Below are 16,991 nucleotides of genomic sequence, written 5' to 3'. Positions count from 1 at the left end.
CCGTCGCGCCGGGCTTCCCCGCTACGGTGGCGAAGGTCGGTAATCGTGTGGGGGAGGGGAGACGCGATGGCGGAGCTGCCACGGGTGCCGCCGGAAATGTTCCGGTTCACCACCACGGGGGGAGCGGACCTGCACACCGCCGTGCTCTACGCCTTCGGCGAGGCCAACGAGCGGCTGGAGACCGCGCTGACCGTCGACGAGGTGCGCGAGCGGCTGCGCGTGATCGGCTGGTACGCGCCGGTCGGCGAGCAGGACCTGGCCGGCTCGCTCAAGCAGCTCGTCGGCTGGGGGCTGCTCGATGTGATCTTCAACCATGCCGGGAGCTTCGCCACCGCCGAGGAGTACGAGCGGAAGAACCTCCAATACTCGCTGACCAAGCGAGGCGAGGCGGCCTTCGCCGGGGTGCAGCACGCGATGGCGATGCTGGCCTCCGCCGGGGCGCTGCAGACCGCCGTGCTCGACGCGATCGCCGACCGGCTGGGCGAGCTGGAGGAGCTGCTGCGCGACCCCGACCCCGGCCGCAACCGGCGGATCTTCACCGGCCTGCAGGAGCTGGAAGGACACCTCGACGGGCTGCGTAACAACACCAAGCAGTTCAACGGCGAGCTGCAGCGGCTGCTGCGCGTCGAAGGGACCGATCTCACCACCTTTCACGAGGTCAAGGCCGCCACCGTGGCCTACCTGCAGGAGTTCGTGACCAATCTGGAGCAGCGGGGCGACACGATCGCGGCCGCGCTGCGCGCGGTGGCCGGGCACGGGGTCAGCGTGCTGCACGCGCGGGCGCTCGACGGCGCCGACCTGCCGAAGGTGCCCGGCGTCGATCACGCCACGCCGTGGCTGACGGCCAGGGCGGCCCGGTGGGACGGGCTGCGGCTGTGGTTCGCTCCGGAGGACGCCGGCGTGCCGCGGGTGCGGCAGCTCCACGACGTCGCGCGGCGGGCCATCGTGTCGTTGCTGCAGGTGCTCGACCGGATCACCGACTCACGCCGCCGCTCCTCCAGCGCTGCGGCCGATTTCCGTACGCTGGCCCGCTGGTTCGCCACCGCGGCCGGCGAGGACGACGCGCACCGGCTGTGGGACGTCGCCTTCGGGCTCGGCCCGGCCCGGCACGCCCATCTCGGGCACGCCGACGCCGAGCTCATCCCGGCCGGGGTGCCGTGGGCGGAGGCCGAGCCGGTCGAGGTGTCGGCGCTGCTGCGCTCGCGCGGGCGTACCGAGCGGATGGGACGCACCGGGAAAGTACGCGACGTGGTGGCGCTGCGGGCCGAACGCCGGGCGCGCGCCGAGAAGGAACGCGCGGAGCTGGAGGCCGCCTGGTCGGCGCTGGCCACGACCGGGGCGATGCGGCTGTCACAGCTCGGAGAGCTCGACCACGACACGTTCGGGCGGCTGCTCGACCTGCTCGGGCGCGCCCTGGCCGAACGGCCCGACTCGACCGGGTTCCGGCGCGCCGTCACCTCGGACGGCCGCGTCGAGATCGTGCTCCGCACTCCCGACGATGGGGCGGTGGCGGTGCTGCGCACGCCGGAGGGGTGGTTCCGAGGGCCCGACTACCTCATCGACATCCGCTCGCTCGGGCGTGACAAGGCCGCTGCCAGAGGCGGGCGCGGGGTGGTGGGCGCGTGAGCACGCTCGCGAACCAGCTCGTCAGGGCCGAGAAGGAGGAGATCGCGCGGGCGATCAAGACCCTGCTCGGCCGGCCACTGGTGTCCCTGCACGACGACCCCGCCGCCTTCGACCTGATCAGGAAACGGCGGCAGCCGCTGATCCAGTGGTTCGACTACTTCTGCGGATGGCGGCTGGTCGTGGAGCCGCGCCAGGGCTACGCCCGCCTGGTCAAGGTCAGGTCCGAGGCGAGCCCCACCCGGCCGGCCCGGCGCCGCCGCACGACGCGGGCGCCGTTCGACCGCCGCCGCTACACCCTGCTGTGCCTGTGCGCGGCCGAGCTGCTCACCTCGCCGGTCACCACGATCGGGATGCTGGCCCAGCGCGTCGTCCAGGCGGCCGCGGTGGAGGCGGAGGTGCCCGCGTTCGACCCGGTCAGGGCCGACGAGCGGGCCGCGTTCGTGGACGCGCTCAAGCTGCTGGAGCACTACGGCGCCGTCACGGCGATGGACGGGGCGACGGACTCCTACCTCGTGGACGAGGACGCCAAGGTGCTCTATCGCGTCGACACGACGCGGGTGATCAGGCTCCTGGCCGCCCCCGTCCCTCCATCCCGGGTCGCCGCCGCCACGGCGATGGGCGAGGAGGGCGCCGGCGCTCACGTCCTGGGAGCTCACGGCGGCGTCGGTCCCGCCCTCCTCGGGGCGCTCGCCGTGGAGACCCGCTACGGCGCGGACGAGCCGACCGAGACCCAGCGCAACCTGTGGGCCCGGCACTCGCTCATCCGCCGCCTGCTCGACGAGCCCGTCGTCTACCGCGACGAGCTCACCCCCGCCCAGTCCGCCTACGCGGCCTCGCTCACCGGGCGCCAGATCATCCGCCGCGCCGCCGAGGAGGCCGGTTTCGTGCTCGAGGAACGCGCGGAGGGCTTCCTGCTCATCGACACCGACGCCACCGCCACGGACACCAAGTTCCCCGACGACGGCAGCCACGCCAAGGTGGCCGCCCTGCTCCTGCTCGACCTGCTGGTCTCCGCCGGTCCCGTGACCGCCGCCCGGCTCGACGCCGAGGCCGGCGAGCTGCTGCGCCGCTTCCCGCAATGGGCCAAGGCGTACCAGTCGGACGGCGGCGGGCCCCGGCTGGCCGCCGACGCGCTGGAGGTGCTCACGCAGTTCGGGCTGGCCCACCGCGGCGGTGACCGGGTCGCCGCCCTGCCCGCCGCGGCCCGCTACCGGGTCGATCGCAGCACGGATCTCGTGGAGGAGGACGCATGACAGTCACCGAGCTCAGCCCCGCGCGGCCCGCGAACGGGGGAGAGGCACGCTGGACGCCCGTACGCGCCGGGATCCTCAACGTGTGGCGCTACTACGACGAGGTGTTCGAGTTCCACCGGGGCAGGCTGCTGCTGCGCGGTCCCAACGGCAGCGGCAAGTCCAAGGTGCTGGAGCTGCTGCTGCCGTACGTGCTCGACGCCAGCCTCAAACCCAGCAGGCTGTCCACGTTCGGCGGCACCGAGCGGACCATGCACTGGAACCTCATGGGCGACGGCGCCACCGGCACCACCCGGGTCGGCTACGTGTGGCTGGAGTTCCAGCACTCGGACGGGCGCTGGTTCACCTGCGGTGCCCGCCTCCAGGCCACCATCCACACCAAGAACGTCACCGCCACCTATTTCACGGCGGAAGCCCGCATCGACACCGCGGACGGCATCCGGCTCACCGGCGAGAGCGGTCAGCCTCTGACGAAGGCCCAGCTCGTCGAGGAGCTCGGCACGTCCGGCAAAGCGTACGAATCCGCCGACGCCTACCGGACCGTCGTCCGCCAGACGCTCTACCGAGGGCTCAACGAGCAGCGCTACGACTCGCTGCTCACCGCCCTGCGGCAGCTCCGCACCCCCAAGCTCTCCGAACGCCTCGACCCCGGCCTGCTGTCCGAGCTGCTGTCCAGCGCCCTGCCGCCGCTCGGTGAGGGCGAGATCCATGAGATCGCCGAAGGGTTCGAGCGGCTCGACCGGCAGCGTGAGGAGCTGCGCCTGCTCGACCGCGACGTGGAGGAGGCCGACCGGCTCGCGACCAGGCAGCGCGGCTACGCCCAGCGCGTCCTGCGGGCCGCGGCCGCCGCCGTGACCTCCGCCGGCTACGCCATGGACTCCCTCGCCGCCGAGGCGAAGGCCAAGCGGGAAGCGCTCAAGGACGCCGAGGACGAGCTGAACGCCGCCACCGTACGGCTGTCGGAGGAGGAGGCGCAGGAGCTGGCCCTGGCCGCCCAGATCGACGGGCTCAAGGAGAGCGAGGCCTACAAGGCGGGCAGCGACCTGCACCGGCTCCGTACGGAGGCGCAGGCCGCCCACGAGTCGGCGGCGCGGCTGCGCGACCAGGCGGGGGCGGCGGCGCGTTCGGCCGCCGTCAAGCAGGAACTGTCGGGCCGCGCCCAGACCGCCGCCCGCGCGGCCGCCGCGCTCGCCGACCGCGCCAGAACGGAGGCCCGCCAGGCGGCCGAACGGGCCGGGCTGCTCGGGGTCCACGAGGAGAGCGAACACCCGCCCGCGCTCGCCGGCGTGGCCAGGAAGGACGCGGGCGACGTCGGTCAGGACGGCGGGCGTGTCGGCGACAGCGAGGAGGGGGTGCGGCAGGCGCGGGAGCTGCTGCGGGCCGCCGTGACCAGCCGCGCCGCGCAGATCAGGGAGGTCAGGGCCGGAGCCCTGGCACACGCCGAGGCGATCAACCGGCGCACCGCCGCCGAGCAGGACCGCGACCGCGTCCGCGACGACCTCGCCGCCGCCCAGACCGTCCACGACCAGGCCGAACGCCTCCGCGACGACCGCGCCCGCGATCTGGCCGCCGCCCTCGCCGAGTGGGCGGCCGGCTGCGCCCAGCTCCGGCTCGACCCGGATGAGCTGGCCGGCCTCGCGGAGCGGTTCGAGCAGGCCGACGAGCTGGTCGGCACCGCCCGTACGACCGCGGCCGTCCGGCTGGCGGCCGGGGAGCAGCACCTGACGACCGTCCGCGAACGACTCCTGGCCGAACGCGCCGAGCTGGCCGCGGAGCGCGAGCGGCTCAACGATCAGGCCGTGCTGGAACCGCCCGCCCCGCACACCCGTACCGCCGCCAGGGAAGGCCGCCCGGGCGTGCCGCTGTGGCGGGCGGTGGCGTTCAGGCCCGGCGTCGACCCCGTCACCCAGGCGGGGGTGGAGGCCGCGCTGGAGGCGGCGGGCCTGCTCGACCTGTGGCTGCTGCCCGACGGCGGCTTCGACCCCGGCGAGCATGACGCCTTCGCCGTGGCCGCACTCTCCAGGCCCGCGCCCGGCTACAGCCTGGCCCACGTGCTGTTCACGGAGGCGGACTCCCCGGCGCCGGCCGACGCCGTGCTGGCCGGGATCGCGTTCGCGCCCACCGCGATCGGCGTCGCCCACGCCGCCGTCGTCGGCGCGGACGGCACCTGGCGGCTCGGCCCCGCGGCGGGCCGCTGGGTCAAGCCCGAGCCGTCCTACATCGGCGCCACCGCCCGCGAGCGGGCCAGGCGGCGCCGCATCGCCGAGCTCGACGACCAGCTCAGCGAGCTGGCGGGCCGGATCGCCGAATGCGACCACCAGCTCGCCATGATCGCCGGCGACCGCGACACGCTTGAGGCCGAGCTGCGGCGCAGGCCCGACAGGAAGCCCTACGCCAAGGCGGTCGCGGACCTCGACGGCGCGGTGCGGAAGGTGGCGCTGCTGGAGGACCAGCTGCGGGCGTACGAGCAGCGGCTCCACGAGCGCGAGAAGGACGTCGGCAGGTCGCTGCGGCGGCTCACCGAGCTGGCCGCGAGCCACGCCCTGCCCACCGCGCTGCCCGCGCTCGACAACCTGGAGGAGGCGCTGCGCGCCGCCGAGACGGCCGGCACCGTCTGGAACGACCGCCGCGGTGACGCCCGAGCCGCCCGCGAACGCGCCGAGCACGCCGCCGAGACCGCCCGCGAATACCAGGACCTCGCGGTCAAGGCCGTCGAACGCGCCGAGGAGGCCGCGGCAGCCGCCGTCGTGCTGGCGGAGAAGCTGGCCGCCATCGAATCCACGGTCGGCGTCGAGCACCTGCGCGTACTCGAACAGCTCCAGCAAACCCAGGCCGCCTACCAGGCCTGCCGCCGCCTCATCAAGTCGGTCAACGACGACCTCGCCCGGCTCAACGCCCGGCTCGGCCGGCTCAAGGGCGAACTTGGCACGGCCGAGGAGAAGCACGCCGAGGCCGGACGGGCACGCGACGCGGTGTCCTCACGGTTCCGGCGGCTGGCGGCCGGGCACCTGCCGGCGGACGCGCGGGCGACGATCGAGCTGGCCCCTGACGCGGGCGTACGTGCCGTGCTGGAGGCGGCCAGGGCCGTCGCCGAGCAGCTCGCGGCGGTGCCGTACGAGCGGAAGAACGTCAGGGAGGCCGAGGCACGGCTGCAGGACGCCTTCCACCACGCCAGGGAGATCCTTGCCGACCGGGCCGACCTGGAGCTGGCGCCCGACGAGGACGTCCAGGTGCTGACCGCCACCGTCAACGGCGTCCGGGCCGGGGCGGCGGCGCTGAGCAAGGCGCTGCGCAAGGAGCGCGACGACCGGCGTTCGGACATCACGGAGGCGGAGCGGGATCTGTTCGACCGGACGCTGGCCGGTGACACGCGGCGGCACCTGGCCGACCGGATCAGGCAGGCGACCGCGCTGGTGGAGGGCATGAACCAGCGCCTCGAACGCGTCCGCACCGCCTCCCGGGTGGCGGTGCGGCTGGTGTGGCAGGTCGATCCCACCCAGTCGGCCGGTACGCGGGCCGCCCGCGATCTGCTGCTGCGCGACCCGGCCGGGCTCAACGAGGCCGACAGGGAAGCCCTCTACGTCTTCTTCAGGGACCGGGTGGAGGAGGCCCGGGCCGACAACTCCTCGGCGAGCTGGGAGGACCAGCTCATGAAGGTGCTCGACTACACGGCCTGGCACCGGTTCGTGGTCAAGCTCGACCGCGGAGACGGGCAGGGGTGGCAGGACCTCACCAGGAAGCTGCACGGGGCGCTGTCGGGCGGGGAGAAGGCGATCGCGCTGCACCTGCCGCTGTTCGCCGCCGTGGCCGCGCACTACCAGACCGATCCCGGGTGCCCGCGGTTCATCCTGCTGGACGAGGTGTTCGTGGGGGTGGACAAGACGAATCGGGGGCAGGTGTTCGATCTGCTGGTGGATCTGGGGCTGGATCTGGTGCTCACATCCGATCACGAGTGGTGCGAATACCGGGAGCTGGACGGGATCGCGATCCATCAGCTCATCACGGGCGACGGGGACGACGCGGTGACGACGGCCCGCTTCGTCTGGAACGGCTACCGAACGGTCCCGGCCGAATGACGGTTCCGGAGCGGTTACGGGTGGCGGCGCTGCGGCCGGTGTGGCGAGCGCTGCACGAACGGCTCTCCTCCGGCCACCAAGTCAGCCGGGTCCGGGTGACCGGCCTGGACCCGGGGGAGCAGGCGGCCGTCGCCGACCTGCTCGGCCTCGACCGCTACCCCGGCCCGTCGGTCACCATCGACGTCGCCCGGCTGCAAGGCGTGCTGGGCGGCGGCCTCGACGTGCGTACCGTCACCGAGCAGATCATCGGCCCGCTCGACGACCGCAGGCGCAGGCGAGACGAGCGGCGGCTGGAGCGCGAGGCGCTGCTCGACTGGTTCGCCGCGCACCCGGTGGTCGTCGCCGAGCCCGCGCTGCTCGCGCTGTCCGCCGTCCGCGCCGGTCGCGACCTGCTCGAACAGGCCCTCGCCGTGCTCGCCGCGCTGCCCGCGGCGGGACGGCCGCTGGCGGCGGTGGCGGCCGACGTCACCGGTGACCCGCACGCGCTGGACGACGGCACGCGGCTGTCCTCGCTGGTGGTGAAGGCCCTGTCGGTGCTCTACGACGTGCCCGCGCCCGAGGGCGCCGAGGCCCGGCGAGCCTTGTGGGAGCGGGCGGGCGTGGCCTGCGACGCCCTGTCCACGACGGTGCTCGTCGCCGGATTACGGCCCGCGGGGACCTCTGCCCTGTCCCGGGTCCTGCGGACCTGGGACGGCCAGGCCAGCGTGATCACGCTGGCGCAGCTTGTGCACCCCTTGGAGCTGGGGGAGCGGGATGTGTGGGTGGTGGAGAACCCGACCGTGCTGGCGCTCGCCCAGCAACGCTTCGGCACGGCCTGCCCGCCCCTGGTGTGCACCTCCGGCTGGCCGAACAGCGCCGCCATCCGCCTCCTGCGCTCGCTGCCCGGGACCCGGTTGCACTACCACGGCGACTTCGACGGAGAAGGGCTGCGCATCGCCGCCTACACCATGGCCAAGACGGGCGCCCGGCCGTGGCGCCTGTCCACCGCCGACTACCTGCGCGCTCTCGCGCAGCGGCCGCCCACCGGCGCCGGACAGGCGGATCCCCCCGATGAGGAGCCGGGAGCCGCGCGGACCGGCGCGTTGTCTCCCGGACGGGTGACGGACGCGCCGTGGGATCCCGGCCTGGCCCCGGCCATGCGATCGCACGGGATCGCGATCCCGGAGGAGCTGGTCGCGGAACGCCTGCTGGACGACGTGACCTGACCGGAGCGCGGGGAACGCCCACGGAGGGGACCGGGGCGTCAGGCGATCCCGCCCCCGTCGCCGAGGATCCGCTGGAGGCGGCGGGCCTCCTGGACCAGACGGCTCGAACCCTTCCGCGCCGCCACCACGGCCAGCTCCGGCAACTCGGCCTGAGCCCTCGCGGCGGCCGCCGCCTTGGCCCCGACCGCCAGCAGCTCCGCCACCCCCGCGCGAGGCCGCTGACCAGGCCCGGGAAGCAGCCCGCGCAACGCGGCGGCGATCACCGCCCAGGCCGCGGCATGCCCACCGCCCTGCACCACGTCTTCCAGCGCGGCGGTCACCCGGTTGAGCTTGACCACCTCGCCGCATACCAGCTCGATGATCGCCTCGCCCAGCTCGGCGGTGGGCGCCTGCCCTCGCGCGGCCAGCGTGAGCAGGGCGTCCGTGGCGCCGGCGCGCTCGGCGGGGTCCCGGTGTCCCATGCCGCACGTCAGGGCGTACGCCGTCGCCGCCCCCACCGGCCCGTCCCCGTGGGCCAGCCGGGCCAGCGCGGCGACCTGGCCGCCGTTGCGGTCTTCCAGGAAAACCGGCAGCCCGTCCAGGAGCAAGGCCGCGACGATCTCGCGGTGGGACGGCATGACGAAGGGCCACCAGTCGAGGAAGAACGAGAAACTCGACTCCTTCTCGTCCTTCACGCAGAGGTCGCGGATCAGCTCCGGCAGCTCCATGCCCGGCGCGCTGAGCTCGGCTCGCGGAAAACACGCCCAGTGCTCGGGCCACCCGCTCCGGTAGGTGACGATCTCGCAGGTCGAGGCGAGATCGGGCAGCCCGCCGCCACGCAGCCAGGCCGCGAGCGCCCGGCCGTCCTCCGAGCTCAGCCTGCCCGCCCGCGCCACGGCCTCCGGGCTGACGGAGCGGGGCAGCCGTAACAGCGCCTGCTGGAAGTCCGCGGGCAACGGCCGCACCCGGGCCGCTTCCAGCCGCTCGAAACGGTCGAGCAGCACGTCAGGATCGAGGTGCCCGGTGCCCGCCGTGGGAGTGGCCAGCAGGACGGGACCTGGCTCCCCGTCCTCGAACAGCGCGATGACCTCACGTGCCCGCGCCATGTACATGCGGTCAGGCGCCGCCTCGTTGCTTCTTTGGTGCCGCAGTCCGGCGAAGAGCTTGGTCAGCGTACGGCTGTCGTCGGGGGAGGCGAACGCGAGGGCGGCCTGCCGCAGCAGCCCGACGCTGGTTGGCGGGGTGCCGTAGGAGTGGTAGCCGAACGCCCCCGGATCGAACGGCCGCGACCACGGCTCCAGCTCCTCGCGGAGGACGTCCGGCTCCCGGTGTGCCCACTCGACCAGTCCCGCCAGGATGCGCTCGAACTGCTCGGGCGGGACCGACCAGGCGATGGAGGCGATCTCGAAGGCCAGCTCGGCAGGGGAGGCGATGGGCGGCGCCGGGTCGGCCACCGTGACGGCGACCAGGACCGGTGGCGGCTCGGCCGCGTCCACGGCCACCTCGCCGTAGGCCGCGGCGATCAGCTCGCGCAGCTCGGCCGGCAGTCCCGCCGCCGCCGCGGTGATCGCCGTACGCCCCGGCTCGCCTGCGTGCCTGGCCAGCTTGACCGCCAGCCGCGCGGCACCGGCCTGGATCGGCAGCGCGTCCTGAGCGAAGATCATGGACAGGGCCCGCAGGCCCGCGTCCGCCCGGTCCGGGCTCTGCCGTACGGCGTCGCCGACCCAGGAGAGCGTCGCGCGCAGGAGCTTCTTCTCCGGCCGGAACGCCAGGGCTTCCGCCGCCTCCCCGAAGAGGTCGCAGGTCAGCAGCCCCGCCTCGTGGAGGCTGCGGAGCCGGGCCAGCGCCATCTCGGCAACGGAAACGGGCGCGACCGGAAGCAGCCGGACGAAGTCCTTCGCGTGCCGGCCGGCCTCGTCCAGGTCGAGCGAGAGCCGATCGAGCAGCGCGGCGAGCGCGGGAATGGCCGACGGGCCGTCGCGCAGGAGCCGCCCGACGGCCCCGCCGATGACCGCCGCCCGGTCGAGTGCTCCGTGGTCGATCAGGCCGGCGATCGTCTCGGTCAGCGAGTGCGTGAGGTCTTCGTCCAGGCCGTCGGTGTCGAAGATGCGCGGCGCCAGGCACGGGAACAGCGGGTCGGCCGCGACGCGGGCCACCCGCTCTCCCCGGATCGAGCGCAGCCAGCCGACCATGAAAGCGCCGCCGTCCGGCGGCTCCATCCCGCTCTCCCGTACGAGCTCCGCGACGATCGCCCAGTGCTGCACCTCGGGCAGCCGCATCCGCCCGGCCATCCGCTGGGCCACCTGCGACCGCCAGGCTTCGGGACGGGTGCGCATGAGCTCGAGAATGCGCTCCGGCTGGCGGGGAACGGGCGTCTGCCAGGCGAACTCCCGCCTGAACAGCCAGCTCGTCACGGCGGCCGGGCCGCTGATGCAGGCCGCCCCGGCCAAGAGCAGCGGGCCGAGCTCCTGCCTGCACTCCCACCACCCGTTCGTCTGCCGATTGCGCTCCGCCAGGTAGGCGGGCAGCGCCGCGGCGACCGCTTTGCGGTCAGCGGGATCGAGGTCGGCGATGAGCGCGATCGTGCCGCCGGTGTCGCCGGCCTTGATGCGCTGGACCACGCGGTCCCAGGCGGTCATGCGGACCACCCCCGGAGTGCGGACCGGCCGGCCGGTGTCCTCATCGGCGCGGCAGAGGGGACGGGGAGAGGGTCAGGAGCGTCAGACATGGCCGGGACCCTAGTCGGCCGCCCCGACAATCTTGGACGAGCCGGGGATCGGGGCCGAACGCCTCCGCTGTCCGGTCAGCCGATCACTGCTGTGCGAGCTGATCGGCCCACGGCGGGTTCGCGCCCGCGACCGAGCACGTCAGCGCCGCCACCCGCGCCGCGAACTCCGCCGCCTCGGCGGCCGCCCCCAGGTCGAGACCGTCCAGGCGGCCGCCGAGCAGCCCTTTCGCGTCGAGGCTGTGCAGCAGCCCGGCGGTGAAGGAGTCACCCGCGCCGACCGTGTCCACGACGTCCACCTTCGGCGCCCGTACGGTGGCGCGCTCGCCGTCCAGCGACACCAGCGCGCCGTCCCCGCCCCTCGTGATCACGATGAGGCGGGCGCCGGCGGCGTGCCAGGTGTCGCAGGCCTGTTCCATCGGCACGCCGGGGAGCAGGAATTCGAGGTCGTCGGCGCTGAGCTTGAGGATGTCGGCCCCCGCGCACCAGCGGGCGACCTGGTAGTCGTCCTTGGCGGCGAGGGTGGGGCGGACGTTCGGGTCGATCGAGATCGTGACGTGCGCGGCGGCCGCCCGTACGAACTCCTCGATCGCCGCCCGGCCCGGCTCCCTGACCAGGGCGAGGGAGCCGGTGTGCAGGCAGGAGGCCGGGCCCAGGCGGGAGAGGTCCAGTTCGTCCGGCGCCCACTGCCAGTCGGCGGTGCCGTCGGCGTAGAAGGTGTACGCGGCCTGGCCGGTGGCGTCCAGGGCGGCGACCGCCAGCGTGCTCGGCTGCCGGGCCTCGATCGATGCCGACAGGTCCACGCCGGAGGACGTCAGGTGCTCGCGGAACAGCTCGCCGAACACGTCGCCCGAGATCCGGCCGAGGAAACGCGTGGGGGTGCCGAGACGCGACAACGCCACGGCGGTGTTGGCCGGCCCGCCGCCGGGCAGCACCCGCAACGCCAGCCCGGCCGCCGCGCCACCCCGCTGTGTCAACGCGTCGCCGTCCGGAGGGGCGCCGGTGGGACGCCGTTCGGTGAAGCCGTCGGCGACGCACTCGCCCAGGACAGCGATCATCGGGTCAACCTTTCTGGCACGTTGCTGATTTGTTACAGCGTGAGGGCATTGACGTTTCTCGAATCGGAGTCCATCATCGCAGCACAGCGGATGTCAACGTTGACATATGTCAACGATGACACTGAATCATCCCTGATAGGAACCGCCCATGAATGCAAAGCTCTCGGCCGGCCTCCTGGTCACCGCGCTCCTCGCCACCGGTTGCGGCGGCGGCACGGCGAGCGGCAGCCAGAACTCCTCCGCCACCCCCAAAGTCGGCCTCATCACCAAGACCGAGACGAACCCGTTCTTCGTCAAGATGAAGGAAGGCGCGCAGAAGGCCGCCCAGGCCAACGGCATGGAGCTGATGAGCGCCGCAGGCAAGTTCGACGGTGACAACGCCTCTCAGATCACTGCCATCGAGAACATGGTCGCCGGCGGCGTGAAGGGCATCCTCATCACGCCGAGCGACACCAAGGCCATCGTTCCGGCGATCAAGAAGGCCCGCGACGCCGGCGTGCTCGTCATCGCCCTCGACACCCCCACCGACCCGCAGGACGCCACCGACGCGCTGTTCGCCACCGACAACCTCAAGGCGGGCGAGCTGATCGGCCAGTACGCCAAGGCCGCCATGGCCGGCAAGCCAGCCAAGATCGCCACCCTCGACCTGGCGCCCGGCATCTCGGTCGGCCAGCTCAGGCACGACGGCTTCCTCAAGGGATTCGGCATCCAGGAGGGCGACCCGTCCATCGTCTGCTCCCAGGACACCCGCGGCGACCAGGCCAAGGGCCAGACCGCCATGGAGAACTGCCTGCAGAAGGCCCCCGACATCAACGTCGTCTACACCATCAACGAGCCCGCCGCGCTGGGCGCGTACACCGCGCTGAAGGCCGACGGCAAGGAGAAGGACGTGCTGATCGTCTCCGTGGACGGCGGCTGCACCGGCGTCAAGGCCGTCCAGTCCGGTCAGATCGCCGCCACCAGCCAGCAGTACCCGCTCAAGATGGCCGAGGACGGCGTCAAGGCGGTGGCCGACTTCGCCAAGACCGGCAAGAAGGCCTCCGGCTACACCGACACGGGCGTCACCCTGATCACCGACAAGTCCGTCTCCGGCGTCGACGCCAAGGACACCGCTTTCGGCCTGGCGAACTGCTGGGGCTGACATGGCCGTCATGGAAGCGACTCTGTCGCGCCGACTGATCAGCACACCCGTCGCCGGTCCGCTGGGCGCGCTCCTGCTGGCCTGCGTGTTCTTCGGGCTGAACAGCGAGCAGTTCTTCACCGGATCCAACTTCTCCCTGATCATCCAGCAGGTGATGGTGGTCGGCACGCTCGCCATCGGGCAGACCCTGATCATCCTCACCGCGGGCATCGACCTGGCCAACGGCGCGATCATGGCGTTCGGCGGGATCGTGATGACCAAGCTGGCCGTGGAAAGCGGCCTGCCGCCGCTGCTCGCCGTGGCCGCCGGGCTCGCGGTGTGCGCCGGATTCGGCCTCGTCAACGGGTTGCTGGTCACCCGGATCTCGCTGCCGCCGTTCATCGTGACGCTGGGCATGCTGAACGTGGCCTTCGCCCTCACCCACATCTACTCCAACGAGCAGACGATCACGGACCTGCCGCCGCTGCTGACGTTCCTGGGGCAGACGTTCCAGATCGGGCAGACGAACGTCACGTACGGCTCACTGCTGACGATCCTGCTGTTCCTGCTGTTCGCGTACCTGCTGGGCTCCACGGCGTGGGGCCGGCACGTGTACGCGCTCGGCAACAGCCCCGAGGTGGCGCGGCTGACCGGCATCAGGACGCGGCGGCTGACGATCGGCGTCTACACGCTGGCCGGGTTCGTGTACGGGATCGCCGCCCTGCTTCTCGTCTCCCGTACCGGCGTCGGCGACCCGCAGGCCGGCCAGACCGACAACCTCGACAGCATCACCGCGGTCGTGCTCGGCGGCACGAGCCTGTTCGGCGGCCGCGGACTGGTGATCGGCACGCTGGTGGGCGCGCTCATCGTGGGAGTGTTCCGCAACGGCCTGCAGTTGATGGGCGTACCGTCGATCTACCAGACCCTCATCACCGGCATCCTCGTGATCCTCGCGGTCACCGTGGACCAGCTCTCCCGGAGGAGGACCCGATGACCACCCCCGTGCTCCAGGCCCGCGGCCTGGTCAAGCGGTACGGCCACGTGACCGCTCTCGACGGCGCCGATTTCGACCTGATGCCCGGCGAGGTGCTCGCGGTCATCGGCGACAACGGCGCCGGCAAGACGAGCCTGATCAAGGCGCTGACCGGCGCGCTGCAGCCGGACTCCGGCGAGATCCTGATCGACGGCGAGCCGGTGCGCCTCCGCTCCCCGATCGACGCGCGCAAGCACGGCATCGAGACCGTCTACCAGGACCTCGCGGTGGCGGCCTCGCTCGACATCGCGACGAACATGTTCCTCGGCCGCGAGGTCCGCAAGCCCGGCGTGCTCGGCACGGTCTTCAGGATGCTGGACAAGAAGCACATGCGCGAGGAGTCGGCCAAGCACATGGCCGCGCTCAAGATCGGGCTGCGCTCGCTCACCCAGCCCGTCGAGTCGCTGTCCGGCGGGCAGCGCCAGGGCGTGGCCGTGGCCAGGGCGGTCGCGTGGGCCACGCACGTCGTGGTCATGGACGAGCCCACCGCCGCGCTCGGGGTCAAGGAGTCCGGCCAGGTCCTCGACATGATCAAACGGGTCCGCGACAACGGCACGCCGGTCGTGCTGATCAGCCACAACATGCCGCATGTGTTCGAGATCGCCGACCGCATCCACGTCCAGCGCCTTGGCCGCAGGGTCGCCGAGATCGCTCCCGGCGACCACAGCATGGCCGAGGTCGTGGCCATCATGACCGGCGCGCTCACGGTCTCGGAGGGCAAGGCGGTGGTGGCCGATCAAGGAGCGGCGGAGGCCATCGGCCTGTCCTGACAGATGATCGTGAGCCATTAGCATGGGCGAAATGCGGCGTCCGACGATGACTGATGTGGCCCGTGAGGTCGGGGTCACGGCGAAGACCGTCTCGCGGGTGCTCAACGACGAGGGCCCGGTCGCCGAGGAAACTCGCGAGCGGGTCATGGCGGCCGTCAGAAAGCTGGGCTACCAGCCCAACCTGATGGCCCGCAACATGCGGGTCGGCGCGCGGGACGCCGCGATCGGCCTGGTCATCCCCGAGATGGGCAACCCGTTCTTCGGCACGGTCGCGGGCGGCATCGAGAGCACCGTCCGCGCCCGCGGCCTCACCGTCATCATCGGCTCCTCCAGCGAGACGGCCGACCTGGAGCAGTCGCTGATCGCTACGTTCCTGGCCCGCCGGGTGAGCGCTCTCTTGGTGGTGCCCTCGGCGGCCAGCGACCACCGCCACCTGCGTACCGAACGCGTGGCCGGGTTGCCGATCGTCTTCCTCGACCGCCCGGCCGTCGGCCTGACGGCCGACTGTGTGGTCAGCGCGAACCGCGAGGGCGCCCGCACCGGGGTCGCCCACCTGATCGCCCACGGCCATCGCAGGATCGGCTTCATCGGCGACGTTCCCCCCACCCTCTACACCCGCCGCGAACGCTTCCAGGGCTACCGAGACGCCTTGGAGGGCGCGGGCCTGTCGTTCGACCGCTGTCTGGTGGAAACCGGCCACGACATGGAGGCCGCGGCCGCCGCCACGATGCGCCTGCTGATGCTTGCCGACCCGCCCACGGCGGTGTTCGCGGCCAACAACTTCGCGTCGATGGGAGCGGTGATGGCGCTGTCGCGGGCCCGGCGCAGGGACGTGGCCCTCGTCGGCTTCGACGATCTGCCCCTGGCCGAATGCCTGGATCCGCCGTTGACGGTCGTGGCCCAGGACCCGGCGGGGATAGGGGCCGCGGCGGCGGAACTGGTGCTGGCGCGATTGAACGGGGATCGTTCCAAGGCCCGCAGATTCCTCGTCCCGACCCGGCTGATCGTCCGGGGGTCGGGTGAAATACCCGTGCCCGGGTAGCGCGAGAGGTGCCGTTGGTCAGCTCCGCGTCCATCATGGGCACGAGACCCGCGGCCAAGGCCTTCTCAGTCGCTCTCGGGCACCATCGAGACCACGACCTTGCCGGCCTTGGTGCGGCCCTGCTCGACGTGCGCCATCGCCTCGAGCGTCCGGTCGAACGGGAAGGTGCTGTCGATGACCGGGCGGAGCTTCCCGCTGTCGTAAAGGGCACCGAGCTTGCGCAGCTGGGATCCGTTGGCCTGCATGAAGAAGAACTCGTAGCGCACGCCCAGCGCCTTCGCCTGCTTGCGGATCTTGCGACTGAGCGTGTGCATGACCAGGCCCAGGAAGGAGGGGGCGCCGACCTGCTTGGCGAAGCCGGCGTCCGGCGGGCCGACGACACTGATGGCCAGGCCGCCGGGCTTCAGCACGGTCAGCGACTTCTCGAGGTTCGCTCCGCCCAGGGAGTCCAGCACCAGGTCGTAGCCGGACAGTACCTTCGAGAAGTCTTCCTTGGTGTAGTCGACGACGACGTCGGCGCCGAGGCTCCTGACCAGTTTCTCGGTGTCGGTGTCCGTGGTCGTCGCCACCGTGGCGCCGAGGTGCTTGGCGAGCTGGATGACCGTCGAGCCGAGGCCACCGGCACCGCCGTGGATGAGCACCTTCTGACCCGGCTTCACCTGGGCACGCTCGACAAGAATCTGCCAGGCGGCCAGAGCCACCAGCGGCACTGCGGCTGCCTCTTCGAGGGTGAGGGAGGCCGGCTTGGGCGCGACATCGTCCATGTCGATCGCGATGAACTCCGCGAAGCTTCCTGCCCGCAGGTCACGCGGACGGGCGTAGACCTCGTCGCCGACTTCGAAGCCGCGTACGGCGGAGCCGACGCGCGTCACGACGCCGGCCACGTCGTGGCCGAGCACGAACGGACGCTTGTACTTCAGGACCTGCTTCAACTCCCCGTTGCGGACCAATTTGTCCAGCGGGTTGATACTCGCGGCGCTCACTCTGACCAGGACGTCGCGGTCCCCGACGGTGGGCTCGGGTACCTGTGCGGCGCGTGCGCCGTCCTTGCCGTACTTCTCGACGACGAATGCCTTCATGTCGGCCGCCCTTTGTGCGTGATCTGGT

11 protein-coding genes are annotated in these 16,991 nt (G+C 72.4%); 8 read left to right on the top strand and 3 right to left on the bottom strand.

The window, feature by feature from the left end; genetic code table 11:
- The first annotated feature begins 66 nt into the window (after positions 1 to 66).
- The 4 genes from ACTMTI_RS28785 to ACTMTI_RS28770 are packed head-to-tail and all read left to right on the top strand — an operon-like array spanning position 67 to position 8,157.
- On the top strand, positions 67 to 1,626 hold the full coding sequence (locus ACTMTI_RS28785; protein WP_441123672.1) for a TIGR02677 family protein: 1,560 nt from the start codon (positions 67 to 69) through the stop codon (positions 1,624 to 1,626).
- Positions 1,623 to 2,879, top strand: a complete 1,257-nt coding sequence (locus ACTMTI_RS28780; protein ID WP_441123671.1) for a TIGR02678 family protein — start codon at positions 1,623 to 1,625, stop codon at positions 2,877 to 2,879. The genes ACTMTI_RS28785 and ACTMTI_RS28780 overlap by 4 nt, the downstream gene beginning before the upstream one ends.
- Positions 2,876 to 6,952 (top strand): TIGR02680 family protein, encoded by a 4,077-nt coding sequence (locus ACTMTI_RS28775; RefSeq protein ID WP_441123670.1) that lies wholly within the window; start codon positions 2,876 to 2,878, stop codon positions 6,950 to 6,952. Before ACTMTI_RS28780 ends, ACTMTI_RS28775 begins: the two co-directional genes overlap by 4 nt.
- Positions 6,949 to 8,157: a TIGR02679 family protein gene (locus ACTMTI_RS28770; protein ID WP_441123669.1), complete on the top strand. Its 1,209-nt coding sequence runs from the start codon at positions 6,949 to 6,951 to the stop codon at positions 8,155 to 8,157. Before ACTMTI_RS28775 ends, ACTMTI_RS28770 begins: the two co-directional genes overlap by 4 nt.
- A 38-nt stretch (positions 8,158 to 8,195) precedes the next feature.
- On the opposite strand, the gene ACTMTI_RS28765 is transcribed toward ACTMTI_RS28770, so the two are convergent.
- Positions 8,196 to 10,775 carry a DUF7824 domain-containing protein gene (locus tag ACTMTI_RS28765; RefSeq protein ID WP_441123668.1) on the bottom strand — a complete coding sequence of 860 codons (2,580 nt, stop codon included), beginning with the start codon at positions 10,773 to 10,775 and terminating at the stop codon, positions 8,196 to 8,198.
- 172 nt (positions 10,776 to 10,947) lie between these two features.
- Positions 10,948 to 11,919, bottom strand: a complete 972-nt coding sequence (locus ACTMTI_RS28760; protein ID WP_441123667.1) for a carbohydrate kinase family protein — start codon at positions 11,917 to 11,919, stop codon at positions 10,948 to 10,950.
- Positions 11,920 to 12,067: 148 nt separating this feature from the next.
- Here ACTMTI_RS28760 and ACTMTI_RS28755 point away from each other — a divergent pair, with 148 nt between their 5' ends.
- From ACTMTI_RS28755 to ACTMTI_RS28740, 4 genes are read left to right on the top strand one after another with little or no spacing between them, the layout of a single operon-like run.
- Positions 12,068 to 13,060, top strand: coding sequence for a sugar ABC transporter substrate-binding protein (locus tag ACTMTI_RS28755; protein WP_441123666.1), 993 nt, complete (start codon positions 12,068 to 12,070; stop codon positions 13,058 to 13,060).
- A 10-nt stretch (positions 13,061 to 13,070) separates the two neighbouring features.
- Entirely contained in the window at positions 13,071 to 14,033 is a 963-nt protein-coding gene (locus tag ACTMTI_RS28750) for an ABC transporter permease (protein ID WP_441123665.1), read from the top strand.
- Positions 14,030 to 14,842: an ATP-binding cassette domain-containing protein gene (locus tag ACTMTI_RS28745; protein WP_441123664.1), complete on the top strand. Its 813-nt coding sequence runs from the start codon at positions 14,030 to 14,032 to the stop codon at positions 14,840 to 14,842. Before ACTMTI_RS28750 ends, ACTMTI_RS28745 begins: the two co-directional genes overlap by 4 nt.
- A 31-nt stretch (positions 14,843 to 14,873) precedes the next feature.
- On the top strand, positions 14,874 to 15,884 hold the full coding sequence (locus ACTMTI_RS28740) for a LacI family DNA-binding transcriptional regulator (RefSeq protein ID WP_441123663.1): 1,011 nt from the start codon (positions 14,874 to 14,876) through the stop codon (positions 15,882 to 15,884).
- Positions 15,885 to 15,949: 65 nt separating this feature from the next.
- Here ACTMTI_RS28740 and ACTMTI_RS28735 read toward each other — a convergent pair whose 3' ends face one another.
- On the bottom strand, positions 15,950 to 16,963 hold the full coding sequence (locus ACTMTI_RS28735) for an NADP-dependent oxidoreductase (RefSeq protein WP_441123662.1): 1,014 nt from the start codon (positions 16,961 to 16,963) through the stop codon (positions 15,950 to 15,952).
- Positions 16,964 to 16,991 lie beyond the last annotated feature (28 nt).

Origin of the sequence: Nonomuraea sp. H19, from assembly GCF_052068215.1 — a bacterium.
GTDB lineage: Bacteria > Actinomycetota > Actinomycetes > Streptosporangiales > Streptosporangiaceae > Nonomuraea.
The sequence above is the reverse complement of the archived record's forward strand: the minus strand, read 5'-3'. Positions and strand labels throughout refer to the sequence as shown.

Excerpts from the sequence above, each read along its gene's own strand:
- ACTMTI_RS28760 (WP_441123667.1), bottom strand. The coding sequence starts at position 11,919 with ATGATCGCTGTCCTGGGCGAGTGCGTCGCCGACGGCTTCACCGAACGG.
- ACTMTI_RS28785 (WP_441123672.1), top strand. The coding sequence starts at position 67 with ATGGCGGAGCTGCCACGGGTGCCGCCGGAAATGTTCCGGTTCACCACC.
- ACTMTI_RS28735 (WP_441123662.1), bottom strand. The coding sequence starts at position 16,963 with ATGAAGGCATTCGTCGTCGAGAAGTACGGCAAGGACGGCGCACGCGCC.
- ACTMTI_RS28750 (WP_441123665.1), top strand. The coding sequence starts at position 13,071 with ATGGAAGCGACTCTGTCGCGCCGACTGATCAGCACACCCGTCGCCGGT.
- ACTMTI_RS28745 (WP_441123664.1), top strand. The coding sequence starts at position 14,030 with ATGACCACCCCCGTGCTCCAGGCCCGCGGCCTGGTCAAGCGGTACGGC.
- ACTMTI_RS28775 (WP_441123670.1), top strand. The coding sequence starts at position 2,876 with ATGACAGTCACCGAGCTCAGCCCCGCGCGGCCCGCGAACGGGGGAGAG.
- ACTMTI_RS28755 (WP_441123666.1), top strand. The coding sequence starts at position 12,068 with ATGAATGCAAAGCTCTCGGCCGGCCTCCTGGTCACCGCGCTCCTCGCC.
- ACTMTI_RS28765 (WP_441123668.1), bottom strand. The coding sequence starts at position 10,775 with ATGACCGCCTGGGACCGCGTGGTCCAGCGCATCAAGGCCGGCGACACC.
- ACTMTI_RS28740 (WP_441123663.1), top strand. The coding sequence starts at position 14,874 with ATGCGGCGTCCGACGATGACTGATGTGGCCCGTGAGGTCGGGGTCACG.
- ACTMTI_RS28770 (WP_441123669.1), top strand. The coding sequence starts at position 6,949 with ATGACGGTTCCGGAGCGGTTACGGGTGGCGGCGCTGCGGCCGGTGTGG.